The organism is Terriglobales bacterium (assembly GCA_035457425.1).
Lineage (GTDB): Bacteria > Acidobacteriota > Terriglobia > Terriglobales > Acidobacteriaceae > JACPNR01.
Window position 1 is genome coordinate 44,824 of record DATIBR010000030.1, and the last position, 12,759, is coordinate 57,582.

Annotated in this window: 12 protein-coding genes; 8 read left to right on the forward strand and 4 right to left on the reverse strand. The window is 66.4% G+C overall.

Going from position 1 to position 12,759, the window contains the following annotated elements; genetic code table 11:
- The first annotated feature begins 168 nt into the window (after positions 1 to 168).
- Both VLA96_02580 and VLA96_02585 read left to right on the forward strand, forming a co-directional pair.
- Entirely contained in the window at positions 169 to 657 is a 489-nt protein-coding gene (locus VLA96_02580; GenBank protein ID HSE48073.1) for a hemerythrin domain-containing protein, read from the forward strand.
- Positions 638 to 4,177, forward strand: a complete 3,540-nt coding sequence (locus VLA96_02585) for a 2-oxoacid:acceptor oxidoreductase family protein (GenBank protein ID HSE48074.1) — start codon at positions 638 to 640, stop codon at positions 4,175 to 4,177. The genes VLA96_02580 and VLA96_02585 overlap by 20 nt, the downstream gene beginning before the upstream one ends.
- Before the next feature lie 74 nt (positions 4,178 to 4,251).
- Here VLA96_02585 and VLA96_02590 read toward each other — a convergent pair whose 3' ends face one another.
- Both VLA96_02590 and VLA96_02595 read right to left on the reverse strand, forming a co-directional pair.
- The gene (locus tag VLA96_02590; protein HSE48075.1) at positions 4,252 to 4,806 is read right to left on the reverse strand and encodes a DUF1264 domain-containing protein; all 555 of its coding nucleotides are present in this window, start codon (positions 4,804 to 4,806) and stop codon (positions 4,252 to 4,254) included.
- A 113-nt stretch (positions 4,807 to 4,919) separates the two neighbouring features.
- Entirely contained in the window at positions 4,920 to 5,306 is a 387-nt protein-coding gene (locus VLA96_02595; protein ID HSE48076.1) for a hypothetical protein, read from the reverse strand.
- Positions 5,307 to 5,429: 123 nt separating this feature from the next.
- Between VLA96_02595 and VLA96_02600 the strand changes: the two genes are divergently transcribed.
- From VLA96_02600 to VLA96_02615, 4 genes are all read left to right on the forward strand, one after another.
- A complete protein-coding gene (locus VLA96_02600; GenBank protein HSE48077.1) occupies positions 5,430 to 7,028 on the forward strand; it encodes a tetratricopeptide repeat protein in 1,599 nt (532 codons plus the stop codon).
- On the forward strand, positions 7,025 to 8,323 hold the full coding sequence (locus tag VLA96_02605) for a nodulation protein NfeD (protein HSE48078.1): 1,299 nt from the start codon (positions 7,025 to 7,027) through the stop codon (positions 8,321 to 8,323). Before VLA96_02600 ends, VLA96_02605 begins: the two co-directional genes overlap by 4 nt.
- Before the next feature lie 102 nt (positions 8,324 to 8,425).
- On the forward strand, positions 8,426 to 9,190 hold the full coding sequence (locus VLA96_02610) for a slipin family protein (protein ID HSE48079.1): 765 nt from the start codon (positions 8,426 to 8,428) through the stop codon (positions 9,188 to 9,190).
- A gap of 15 nt (positions 9,191 to 9,205) precedes the next feature.
- Complete coding sequence (locus VLA96_02615) at positions 9,206 to 9,799, forward strand: SPOR domain-containing protein (protein HSE48080.1); 594 nt, start codon at positions 9,206 to 9,208, stop codon at positions 9,797 to 9,799.
- A 29-nt stretch (positions 9,800 to 9,828) separates the two neighbouring features.
- Here VLA96_02615 and VLA96_02620 read toward each other — a convergent pair whose 3' ends face one another.
- Positions 9,829 to 10,440: a sulfite oxidase-like oxidoreductase gene (locus VLA96_02620; protein HSE48081.1), complete on the reverse strand. Its 612-nt coding sequence runs from the start codon at positions 10,438 to 10,440 to the stop codon at positions 9,829 to 9,831.
- Positions 10,441 to 10,555: 115 nt separating this feature from the next.
- Here VLA96_02620 and VLA96_02625 point away from each other — a divergent pair, with 115 nt between their 5' ends.
- Together VLA96_02625 and arsM are read left to right on the forward strand one after the other, a co-directional pair.
- A complete protein-coding gene (locus tag VLA96_02625; protein ID HSE48082.1) occupies positions 10,556 to 10,867 on the forward strand; it encodes a metalloregulator ArsR/SmtB family transcription factor in 312 nt (103 codons plus the stop codon).
- A 50-nt stretch (positions 10,868 to 10,917) separates the two neighbouring features.
- A complete protein-coding gene (arsM, locus tag VLA96_02630) occupies positions 10,918 to 11,760 on the forward strand; it encodes an arsenite methyltransferase (protein ID HSE48083.1) in 843 nt (280 codons plus the stop codon).
- A gap of 4 nt (positions 11,761 to 11,764) precedes the next feature.
- On the opposite strand, the gene VLA96_02635 is transcribed toward arsM, so the two are convergent.
- Positions 11,765 to 12,697: a hypothetical protein gene (locus VLA96_02635; protein HSE48084.1), complete on the reverse strand. Its 933-nt coding sequence runs from the start codon at positions 12,695 to 12,697 to the stop codon at positions 11,765 to 11,767.
- Positions 12,698 to 12,759 lie beyond the last annotated feature (62 nt).

Genomic DNA, 12,759 nt, shown 5'->3' on the forward strand with positions numbered 1-12,759 from the left:
GCCGGCGTTACCAGCGCCGCGGCGAGCCGAGGGCGGCCAGCCTGAATCCCTCGCATCCCCAACCAGATACGGCCGTCACGCGGAAATGTGACCGGTGTCACAGGCGGCGTCGACAGGCAGACCTACTATCCGGACAGCAGCAGCAGGCGCAGTAGATGGGAGGACGCGATGGCATCGGCAGCGATCCTGGAACACGCGAAGGAGATCCGGCAGGAGCACGACCACCTGCTAGGCGAGCTGGAGAAGCTGGATACAGCGTTGGGGCGCGTCCAGTGTTACAGCGAGGTGTACGCGAACCTGGAAGGCACGGGGGAAGCGAGTGAGATCGCGACCCGGCTGCTGGAGACGGTGATGCGGCACTTCGAGCACGAGGAGCGGACGATCCTGCCGGCGCTGAGCCGGCACTATCCGGCGTTCGTGCGCGAGATGCAGCGGCAGCACGACGGAATCCGGCGGCTGCTGCAGCACTTCACCACCGACCTGTTGTACCTCGGGCAGGCCGAGGATGTGGACGAGGCGGTGAAGAACCTGAAGGACGAGGGCGAAGACCTCGCGCGGAAGATGGTGGCGCACATGGAAGCGGAAGAGCGCCGCTATTACCTGCTCAACGAGAATCCGGAAGCGGACTGGGGGAAATGTGAGCGTCTCAACGTTTGATCGGGCAAACGTAGAAGAAAAGATCAAGGCGGAGAAGCCGAAGTACACGGGCATCCGCAGCACCGTCGACGGATCGGGCGCGGTGGTGTGGGTGGAATCGCACATTTCGCAGGGGGCGTGCGCGTATCCCATCACGCCTTCGACGCCGATGGGCGACGGGTTCGCCGCGGAGTGGTCGAACGGCAAGAAGAACGTGTGGGGCGAGACGATCCAGTTCCTGGAGCCGGAATCGGAGCACAGCTCGGCCTCGGCGTGCGAAGGCTACGCGCTGGCGGGCGGGCGAGTGACGAACTTCACCTCGGGCCAGGGCCTCATCCTGATGAAGGAAGTGCTGTACGTGATCAGCGGCAAGCGGCTGCCGATCGTGTTCCACATCGGAGCGCGGGCGCTGACCTCGCACTCGCTGAACGTGCACTGCGGCCACGACGACGTGATGGGCGTGGCGGACGTAGGGTGGGGGACGCTGTGGGCGCGCAACGCGCAGGAGTGCGCGGACCTGACGCTGATCGCGCGGCGCGCGGCGGAGGCGAGCGAGACGCCGTACTTCGTCTCGCAAGACGGCTTCCTGACGACGCACACGCTGGAGACGATCCAGCTGCCGGAGCCGGAGCTGATGAAGGAGTTCGTGGGACGCCCGCAGGACAAGCTGCGGAAGCTGTTCGATCCGGCGGCGCCGGGAGTAAGCGGCTGCGTGCAGAACCAGGACAGCTACATGAAGGGCAAGATCGGCCAGCGCTATTTCTACGCGCAGGTGCAGCCGGACCTGGAGCAGGCGATGGAGGAATTCGGCCGCCTGACGGGCCGGCGTTACGGGCTGATCAAGCCGTACAAGATGCAGAAGGCGGAATACGCGTTCGTGGGCATGGGCTCGATGATGGAGACGTGCGAAGCCGCGGTGGACTACCTGCGGGCGCGCGGACACAACGTGGGGTGCGTGAGCATCACCAGCTTCCGCCCCTTCCCTTCTCGCGAGCTGGCGGAGGCGCTGCGCGACTGCCGCGCGGTCTCGGTGATCGAGCGCGCGGACGTTCCGCTGGCGCAGTCGAACCCGCTGTCGACGGAAGTCAAGGCAGCGCTGGCGGACGCGCAGACGGGACTCGAGGGTCCGGCGCAGGAGTGGATCCCGGCGGTGTACTCGGGCGTGGCGGGACTGGGGGGGCGCGACCTGCGCGCCGGCCACTTCGTGGCTGCCCTGGAGAACATGGAGCAGCTCTATCCGAAGAAGAACTTCGTGCTGGGCGTGAAGCATCCGGACGCGGTCGAGGCGAAGACGGATCCGGACGTGCGGCCGGCGGGGGCGTTCTCGCTGCGCGGGCACTCGATCGGCGGATTCGGCTCGGTCACGACGAACAAGGTGATCGCGTCAGTGGCATCGGAGCTGTTCGGGCTGTACGCGCAGGCCTTCCCGAAATATGGCTCGGAGAAGAAGGGCCTGCCGACCAACTACTACCTGACGCTGGCGCCGGAGCAGGTGCGGCTGCACTGCGAGCTGAACCAAGTGGAGTTTGTGGCCATCCAGGATGAGAACGCCTTTCTGTCCGGCGATCCCCTGCAGGGCCTGTCCGAGGGCGGGATCGTCTACTGGCAATCGCCGCTCCCGCCCTCACAAATCTGGGAGAGCCTGCCGGCGAAGACGCGGCGCACGCTGGCGGAGCGGAAGCAGCGGCTGTTCGCGCTGGACGCGAAGAAGATCGCGCGGGAGAGCTCGAGCCGCGCCGACCTGCAGGTGAGGATGCAAGGCATCGTGCTGCTGGGGGCGTTCCTGCGGCTGGCGCCGTTCGCGGAACAGGCGGGGCTGGACGAGAGCACGCTGTTCGCCTCGCTGGAAAAGACGCTGACCAAGTACTTCGGCAAGCGCGGCGGACGCGTGGTGGCCGACAACCTGGAAGCCGCCCGCCGTGGGTATCGCGAAGTCGCGGAAGTGGCGCACGGGGCCGTGCCCGCGGCGGAACCCTTGAACGTGGTCAACGGCAACGGCCACCGGGAGCTGGCCGGCAATTCGTGCGTCATCCCGCCGGACTTCTGCGAGAACATCATCGGGGGATACGCGCGCGGCCGCGAGGCAGCGCTGGAAGCCGACGAATTCGTGGGACGCAGCCTGATCCCGGCCTCGACCGGGCGGGAGCGCAGCTTCCGCACCCTGGCGCCGGACATTCCCGCGTTCCTGGCGAGCGCGTGCGTGGGCTGCATGGAGTGCGTGAACGTCTGCCCGGATACGGCGATCCTCGGCAAGGTGGTGGAGAAGACGCGTTACGACGGCGGCATCGCGACCGACGGCGTGCTCTCGAAAGCCTTCTGCCAGACGAGCAAGTACTACGAGATCCCGCAGCGCAAGGGCGAAGAGCCGGGGATGTTCGGCATCTTCGTGGACCCGGACAAGTGCAAGGGCTGCGGCGAGTGCGTGACGGCGTGCGGCAAGCACGACGCGCTGAAGATGGTGAGCAAGGCGGCGATCAGCCTGGCGGAGTACGACGCGACGATGGAGCTGTACCGCGCGCTGCCGGACACGCCGAAGCGCTACCTGAACGAGAAGGCGCTGGGCGACATGATGCTGGGAGCGGACTCGCAGCTGTTCGCGGGCGGCGCCGGGTCGTGCATGGGATGCGGCGAAGCGACGGCGATCCGGCTGATGCTGGCGGCGACCGGCATGGTGTACGGGGCGGACAAGATCGGCATCGTGGCGGCGACGGGGTGCAACACGGTCTACGGCTCGACGTATCCGTTCAACCCGTACGCGGTGCCGTGGACGAATTCCCTGTTCGAGAACGCGCCAGCGGATGCGATGGGCATCCGGCTGCGCTGGGACCAGGAAGGCCACACCGACCGCAAGCTGTGGGTGCTGGGCGGGGACGGCGCGATGTACGACATCGGGTTCCAGTCGCTGTCGCGCATGGTGACTTCTGGCATGGACATCAAGGTCCTGGTGCTGGACACGCAGGTGTACTCGAACACCGGCGGCCAGACCTCGACGGCGACTTTCACTTCACAAGATTCCAAGATGGCTGCGGTGGGAACTGCGCTGCCAGGCAAGCGAGAGCATCGGAAAGAGCTGGGGAGAATCCTGCTGATGCATCCGAATGTCTTCGTAGCGCAGACCACCGCGGCCCACCTCAACCATTTCTACAAGACGATCATGGCGGCCAACGAGTACCCGGGCCCGGCCGTGGTGATCGTGTACTCGACTTGCCAGCCTGAGCACGGCGTGCCCGACGATGCGTCGATCACTCAGGCGAAGCTGGCGGTCGAGTCGCGCGCATTCCCGCTGCTCGTGTTCGATCCGAGAAAGGGTGAACGGCTGCGCGATTGCCTCAGCCTGCAAGGCAATCCCGCGATGAAGGAGGACTGGTACGTGGATCCCCGAACCACGGAGCCGGTCGACTTCATCACCTTCGCAAAGAGCGAAGGCCGGTTCGCCCGCCACTTCTCGGCGGACGGCGTCCCCGACGAGCACCTGAAGGCAGCGCGACTCGACCGCTTGGAGAACTGGCGACGCTTGCAAGAGCTCGCCGGTCTGCGGTAAGGGCCCTGCTCTATTCCTCCAAGAGAACGGGGCGCCCTTAGCCCAAGGGCGCCCCGTTCGACGTTCGCGAGAGACTACTCGGAACTTTCCTTCAGCGACTTCAGGTTCACGTGGCCGACGGACTGGGCGATGCTGGACGCGCCGGTCGGGATCCTGGAGCCGTGCGGCCAGAGGTCGAAGATGAGGCCGTCGGTGTGGGAGACGGTCTCGGCGATCTTGGCGCCCTCCTCAGGCGTGACGTCGAGGACCTGGACGCGCTTGGTGGCGATCTCCTGCTTGTGGTCGTGCCAATCGCGGTTCCACTGCTTGAGCGTGAGGACGTCGCCCTTGCGGGTGATGCTCTTGGCGACGATGTACTCGATCTGGGTGAGGGGCGCGTTGGCGTCGGTGGAGTTGTAGATCTGGCACTGGATGATGGGCTCGGGCGAGATGATCTTGCAGTAGTGATGGAAGGGGCCCATCACCTTGCCCTTCACGACGTGGGGAGCGAGGACGTGGACGGTGTAGCCGTCGGTGGGACGGCTGGTGGCGGCCATGGACGTTTCGCCCTGTGGCTGGAAAGGCTGCGCGCTGACGCCGTAGACCACAAGGAGCGCAGCGAGCGCGAGGCCCAAAAGCTTGAGTCGCATTGGGAGAATCCTCCGGGGTGAGATGACGGGCGTCTAGCTTACGCGCCGGAGGAGCGTAGTCAAGGGCGGTCTCCCCGGAGTGTAGCGATGGGAGCCCGCGGAGGCGTGTTGCGTCAGGCGATGGTGTTCTGCAACTGCTCCAGGTTGGCGATCACCTTGCGAAGCCAATCGGCGACCGCTTCCTGAGTGCGGAGGTCGTCGCCCTTCTCGGCGAGCTTCGCGATGGTGTCGCCCCTGGCGTTGAGCGGGATGTGATGGCACGGGCGCTCCTCGCCCATCTTCTCAGCCGGCACCATGCGGGTGAGCAGGCACTGGTCGCATTCGTGGACCCGCTGCGGCTCCCCGAAGTTCAAGCACGTCGGCGAATCCTGGAAAACGATGGTCGGGTCGTGGGGCTTGTGCACCGAGCGTCCGTAACCGCCCTGCTCGACAAACAACAGCTCCTGCTTGAGCAGCTCGATGAGCTCGCGTCCGTAGGGGTCCTGGCTAGGTGTTCTCATGGCGTCCCCCTCCTTGCAGGTGATTGTCGGACTAAGGGCCCGGGGCGGCTGTGACGGGAGTCACAATTGGCGGTGCGGGGGTCACAGGAGGAGGTTTGGGGAGGTGGCTATAATCGTCCTATCTTGAAGGGATTCCAGCGAATCGCGGTGGTGATGGCGCTGCTGTGCTCCGCCGTGGCGGGGGCGCAGGAGCTGGCCGGCGGCCAGACGGTCGTGGTCCTGCCGTTCGAGAACTCGTCGAAGGCGCCGGGGCTGGAGTGGATCGGGGAGTCGTTCCCGGAGATCGTGGGGTCGCGGCTCGCCGCCGGAGGGACGCTGTACGTGGTCTCGCGCGACGTGCGGCGGTACGCCTTCGACCGGTTGGGGATCCCGAGCGGGGCGCGGCCGTCGTTGGCGACGCTCATCAAGCTGGGCGAGTCGATGGACGCGGACTACCTGGTGGTGGGGCGGTACACCTACGACGGGCAGACGTTCAGCGCGAGCGCGCAACTGCTCGACCTGCGCAAGCTGCGGCTCACTCCGGAGATGCGCGCGGCCGGGCCGCTGCCGCAGCTGCTCGACCTGGAGCTGGCGCTCACCTGGGACCTGCTGCGGAAGATGAACCCGAACCAGATCATGTCGCGCAACGAGTTCGTGGCGGCGGGTCCGACAGTGCGGCTGGACGCGCTGGAGAAGTACATCCGCGGAGTGATGGCGAGCGACCGGGCGGAGCGGCTGCAGCTGCTGAAAGATGCGGTGCGCATCAACGCCGGCTACACGCCGGCGATCCTGCAACTGGCCAAGACGTATTACGCGGGGCGGGACTATGCGCAAGCGGCGACGTGGTTCGCGCGCGTCCCGCAGAAGGAGCCGGCGGCGCGCGAGGCGCAGTTCTACCTGGGGATGTCGTCGTACTACACGGGCGACTACGGGCGGGCGCAGGCGGCGTTCGAGTTCGTGGCGACGCGGCTGCCGCTGACGGAGGTCTACAACAACCTGGGAGTCGTGGCGGGGCGACGGGGCTCGAAGGCCGCGGTCGAGTACTTCCAGCGCGCGGTGCGGACCGACCCCAGCGATCCGGACTATCACTTCAACCTGGCGGTGGCGCTCTACAAGGCGGGCGACGCCGCGGGCGCGGCCAAGCAGCTGCGCGAGATGCTGGCGCTGCGCTCGGACGCGGAAGCGAAGGCGTTCCTGGAGCAGGCGAATGCCGGGCCGCCGCCGACGGTGAAGGGTCAGGCGCCGGTCAAGGTGCCGCTGGAGCGCGTCAAGCCGAACTACGACGAGAGCTCGTTCCGGCAGCTGGCGATGGAGATCGAGAGCTTTAACGAGCAGCGCATGGCGGAGGCGGAGCCGAAGGTGCATGCCGCGTTCCACGTGCAGCACGGCAGAGAGATGCTGGCGCAGGAACTGCTGGTGGTGGCAGAACGCGACTTCCGCGAGGCGCTGGTGCTCGATCCGACGAATGCGGGAGCGCACGCGGGGCTGGCGCGCTTCCTGGAGCTGACGAGCGACCCGAAGGCGGCGCGCAGCGAAGCGCAGGCTGCGCTGAAGCTAGGGCCCAACGCCGACGCATTTCTAGTACTGGCGCGACTCGATCTGGACGAGAATAAGCCGGAGGCCGCGAGCGCCAGCGTAGAGCAGGCCCTGAAGCTCGAGCCGGCGAACGCGGCGGCCCAGACGCTGAAAAGCGCGATTGCAGCCAAGCTTGCGGAGAAGGGGCAGCCGCTGCGCAACCCATGACCCGACTCGTCCGTTCCCTGGCACTTCTGCTACTCATCGCTTCCCTGCCCGCGCTGGCGGACATCGTGCGAGTAAGAGTGGACGACACGATCCAGCCTATCTCGGAGGAGTACATCGCGCGCGGGATCGACGAAGCGGCGCGCGTGAAAGCCGACGCGCTGCTGATCGAGTTGCGCACACCGGGAGGGCTGGGTGAATCCATGCGCCGGATCGTGGAGAAGATGCTGGCCTCGCCGGTGCCGGTGATCGTCTACGTGACGCCGAGCGGGTCGCGCGCGGCGTCGGCAGGGTTCTTCATCCTGGTGGCGGCGGACGTGGCGGCGATGGCGCCGGGAACGAACACGGGCGCGGCGCACCCGGTGGTGATGGGCATCAAGATCGACGAAGTGATGTCGAAGAAGCTGGAGAACGACGCGGCGGCATTCCTGCGGAGCTACGTCTCGAAGCGCGGCCGGAACGTGGAGGTCGCGGAGACGGCGGTGCGCGAGTCGAAATCGTGGACCGACCAGGAGGCGCTCGACCAGAAACTGATCGACATCGTGGCACCCACGACCGAGGAGTTGCTGAAGCGACTCGACGGGCGCGAGGTCACGCGCTTCGACGGCAAGAAGACCATGCTGCGGGTCGCAGGCAAGCGCATCGTGGATTGGGACATGACGCTGCGGGAGCGGGTCCTGAGCGTGATCCTGGACCCGAACGTGGCGTTCGCGCTGTTCATCGTGGGGATGCTGCTGGTGTTCATCGAGATGAAGGCGCCCGGGACGATCGCGCCGGGCGCGGTGGGGGTGGCGTTGATCCTAACGTCGATCTTCGCGTTCCAACTGCTGCCGCTGCGCTACGCGGGCGTAGGGCTGATCGTGCTCGGTGTCGCGCTGTTCATCCTGGAGGCGAAGTTCACCTCGCACGGGTTGCTGGGCGCGGGCGGCACGGTGGCGATGGTGCTGGGCGCGCTGCTGCTGGTGGACGCGCCCATCCCGGAGATGCGCATCAAGCTCGCGACCGCGCTGGCGGTGACGCTTCCCTTCGCGGTGATCTCGGTGCTGCTGGCGACGCTGGTCTTCCGCGCGCACCACAACAAAGTCACGACCGGGGAGCAGGGGCTGATCGGGGAGGTGGGAGTGGCGCGGACGCAACTGGCGCCCGCGGGCAAGGTGTTCGTGCACGGCGAGCTGTGGGACGCTTCCTCGCACGCTCCGGTCGCGACGGGCGAGTACGTGGTGGTGCGGCACGTGGACGGCCTGCGGCTGGAGGTGGAGCCGGTCGGAACGGCGCCGGAGCGCACCGGACGGAGTTGAGGGCGGCGGATTTCCACAGGCGTTCGGCGGCTGCGTTGCGGAAGGGCTGATATACAATCGCGCCCCAGCACAGCCTTTCATCTCAGCGCCGGAGGTCCAGCTATGGGAGTCCTACTGGTTGCGGGCGTCATCTTCGTCATCTGGCTTCTTTCCTGCGTCAACATCCTGGCCGAGTACGAGCGCGGCGTGATCTTCCGCCTGGGCCGCTTGCTCGACGAACCGAAGGGGCCGGGGCTCATCTTCGTGTTCAAGCCGGTGGACCGGATCGTGCGCGTGTCGCTGCGGCAAGAGGCGCTGGAAGTGCCGCCGCAGGACATCATCACGCACGACAACGTGACGCTGAAGGTGAATGCCGTCATCTTCATGCGCGTGGTGCAGCCGCGCCAGGCCGTGGTCGAAGTCTCGAACTACCTCTACCAGACGTCGCAGTTCGCGCAGACGACGCTGCGCTCGGTGCTGGGCGAGGTGGAGCTCGACGAGCTGCTGGCGCATCGCGACAAGCTGAATACGCGCATCCAGTCGATCCTGGACCAGCACACCGCGCCCTGGGGCGTGAAGGTGGTGAACGTCGAGGTGAAGCAGGTCGACCTGCCGGAGAGCATGCTGCGCGCGATGGCGAAGCAGGCGGAGGCGGAGCGCGAGAAGCGGTCGAAGATCATCCACGCGGAGGGCGAGTTCTCGGCGGCGCAGCGGCTCACGGACGCGGCGAACGTGCTCGCAACCAACTCGACCGCGCTGCAACTGCGCTACCTGCAGACGCTGACCGAGATCGGCGTAGAGAAGAACACCACCATCGTATTCCCCATCCCCATCGACATCATCTCGGGGCTGACGAAGGTGCTGGACAAAGCGAACAGCAAAGGCTGAACACGGGAGTGACCCATGACGGAATGGAACGACGAGCCGGGTAGCCACGAAGAGCACGGGCACGACGAACTCGAGGCGCCACGCAACACGACCGGCAGCATGTTGTTCTACTTTTTCGCGGTCGTGATCCTGTGCGCGATCTCGCTGGGCGTGGGATACATGATGGGCAAGAGGTCGGCGCCGCCGAGCGTCGATGCCGCGCAGGTCTCACAACCCGCGCCGGTGAGCGGCGCACCCAAGCCGGGCGCGTCGCGCAGCGAGGAGGCCGCACCCGTCGAGACTACGACGCCGGAGACCGAAGCGGCGCCTTCCCCGAAACCGGCGGCCCCGAAGCCGGCGACGACCAAGGCGGCGGTGAAGACGCCGGAGATGGCCACCAATCCCGCGAAGGGGTTCATGGTGCAGGTGGCAGCGGTCACGCGCTCGGAAGACGCCGACACGCTGGCGGGGGCGCTGCGGAAGAAGAAGTATCCGGTGTTCGTGGTGCCGCCCGCGGGCGCGGACAAGTTCTACCGGGTACAGGTGGGGCCGTTCGCGGAGCTGAAGGACGCGGATGCGATGAAATCGAAACTCGCAGGCGATGGATATAACGCCATCGTCAAGAAATGAGCGCCGGCGAGTCGCCGGCGCCAGCCGAGCTACTCGTCGGTATCGAAGCGCTGCTCCTGGAACGGGTCACCGTACATGTGATAGCCGTTGCGCTCCCAGAACCCGGGGACGTCATGGTCGAGGAACTCCAGGCCGCGGACCCACTTCACTGACTTCCATGCATAGAGATGCGGCACGACGAGCCGCAGGGGATAGCCGTGTTCGGGCGTGAGGGGCTGGCCGTCGTGATGCGTCGCGAAGAGCACGTCTTCCCTGTCCAGGTCCGCCAGCGGGACGTTGGCGGTGAAGTCCTGCTCGGCGTGGACCAGCACGTGGGTGGCGGAGGGCCTGGGTCGCGCGATCTTCAGGAGCTCGCGGAAGGCGACGCCGGTCCAGCGGTTGTCGAAGCGGCTCCAGCGGGTGACGCAGTGGAAGTCGCGGGTGACGTCGAAGCGCGGGAGAGCGTTGAAGCCCTCCCAGGACATCTTGAAGGGGCGCTCGACCTGTCCCCAGACCTTGAAGTCCCATTGCGCGGGGTCGAAGCGCGGCACGGAGCCATAGTGCAGGACCGGCCACTTGATGGTGGCAGACTGGCCGGGAGGCAAGCGGCCCTCCTGGCGCATGCGGACTTCCAGTTGCTTGCGTTCGTCGCCTTCGAACATGGCCTGATTCTAACCTCCGGAGAGCCGGGTTCCCTGCTGGGATGACCGGGCAAGAAAAAAGTGACATTTCAGTATTGACAGGCATCGATATGCTGGCGTATAGATAGGTATCGATATGGCGACTGCGACCAAAGTCACGGAAGAGCGGCTCTCGGAGCTGCTGCACGCGATCAGCGACCCGGCGCGCCGGCGGATCCTGAAGGCACTGAAGCAGAAGGGGTGCTGCTCGATCGGGCGGCCGTCGGGGATGTGCGCGTGCGACATCGAGCAGAAGGTGGGGCTGTCGCAGCCGACCATCTCGCACCACATGGGGATCCTGCGCAAGGCGGGGCTGGTGTCGAGCGAGAAGGTCGGGCCGTGGATGTGGTACCAGCGGAATGAAAAGGCGCTGCAAGAGCTGGCGGAGGCGCTGGAAGAGGGCCTGTAGGGTTCTTTTTTGCGGTTGTGACATTGATGGATATCAATAAGGAGCGTGTCATGAGCAGGGTTGCGGAAAAGGATGTGCGAGCGGCAGTGCAGGAGAAGTACGGGGCGATCGCGCGGGGAGAGCGCGGCGGTTGCTGTGGCGACGTAGCGAAGAACACACCGGCGATCGGCTATACGGCCGAGGACCTGGCCATCGCGGGCGAGGCGAACCTTGGCCTGGGGTGCGGCAATCCGCTGGCGCTGGCGGAGATCCGGCCCGGCATGACGGTGGTCGACCTGGGCAGCGGCGCGGGCTTCGACGCGTTCCTGGCGTGGCGGCGCGTGGGGCCTACGGGGCGGGTGATCGGCGTGGACATGACGGACGACATGCTGGCGCTGGCGCGGGAGAACGCCGCGCGCCTGGGCGCGACGAATGTCGAGTTTCGAAAGGGGTCGATCGAGAAGCTGCCGGTCGAGGACGGCAGCGTGGACCTGGTGATCAGCAACTGCGTGGTGAACCTGAGCCCCGACAAGCCGGCGGTGTTCCGCGAACTGGCGCGCGTCCTGAAGGCGGGCGGGCAGTTTGCGCTGAGCGACATCGTGCTGCTGAAGCCGCTGCCGAAGGAGGTCGCGGCGGACCTGGAAGCGTACGTGGGCTGCGTGGCGGGGGCGAGCCTGCTCTCGGATTACCTGGCGATGGCGCTGGCGGCGGGGTTGGGAGAGCTGTCGGTCCCGCAGATCACGCCGGGCAAACAGCTGACCGAGGCGCTGGCGCCGAGCGCGTCGAACGCGTTGAAAGACCTGCGCCAGGGATGCGGCTGCGAAACGTTCGACGCGGCGGTGGCGGGAATCGTCTCGGCGAAGATCCACGGGCGGAAGGCGGCGCCGAGCGGCACCGCTGCCTGCTGCGCGTAAGGAGCTAGCGCGAGACGGCGGCGAAGAGGTCGGAGTTCAGGAGCGACTGGAAGCGCTTGTCGTCGGCCTTGAAGTGGAGCTTAAGCTTGTCGCTGTCGGATTCCACCTTGGTGGACTCGAGCGCCATCTTCTCTGCCCCGCTGGCGGAGGTCTTCTGGCGCCACCACATGCCGGCCTGCACGACCGAGGAGAGCGTGGTGGCGGTCATGGAGTCGGCGGTGAGGACGGTGAGGTCGAAGTCCACGCCGCGGTCGAAGTCGGCGGTGTAGTAGGAGCCGTGGATGCGCTTCCTGATGGTCTCGTAGTCGCCGAGCTTGGAGGCGTCGCCGAGGGCCTGGCGCATCATGTGCTGCGTGCCGGCGGTGTCGAGCACCGACCAGACGGTGCCGGAGTCGACGTTGGCGACCAGGTTAGTGACCTGGGTATTGGTGCTGAGACCGGGCTGTTCGCCGTCGCGGGTGTCGAGGGCGATGCGCAGCGCGGAGTCGTCGCCGAACAGCAGGGTGTTGTCGTCGAGGAAGGTCATCTGCATGCCGCTGACCATCGGGTAGACGACCGAGCCGCGGTACCTTTCGCCCTTCACCTTCTTGGCCCGCAGCTTCTTCAGGACCTTGGCGCGCGAGAAGTTCCCTTGCGCGACGCCGACGACGCGCAGGCCCTGCTTGCCGGAGGCGAAGGCGGCAAAGGTGAGGGTCTCGACGTCGGACTCGGGATCAATGTTGACGCCCTTCAACGCCTGCTCGAACTGCTTGAGCGGCTCGGGCAGGACGCGCTGCTTCAACGCCAGGGCGCTGGGCGCGTTGTTCATCTTGCGGTAGTCAACATTGATGATCTGCTGCGTGCTGGCGGGAATGACGGTGGAGGCGGCGGTGCCGAGCGTCGCGGCCTGGGCCGAGGCAGCAAGAGCCAGGAGACAGAAGGCGAGACTGCGTTTCATGGAACCTCGATGAGTGCGGTTATGCAATCAGATGAAGCAGCGGGAACTTTGGTTGTTGAAGC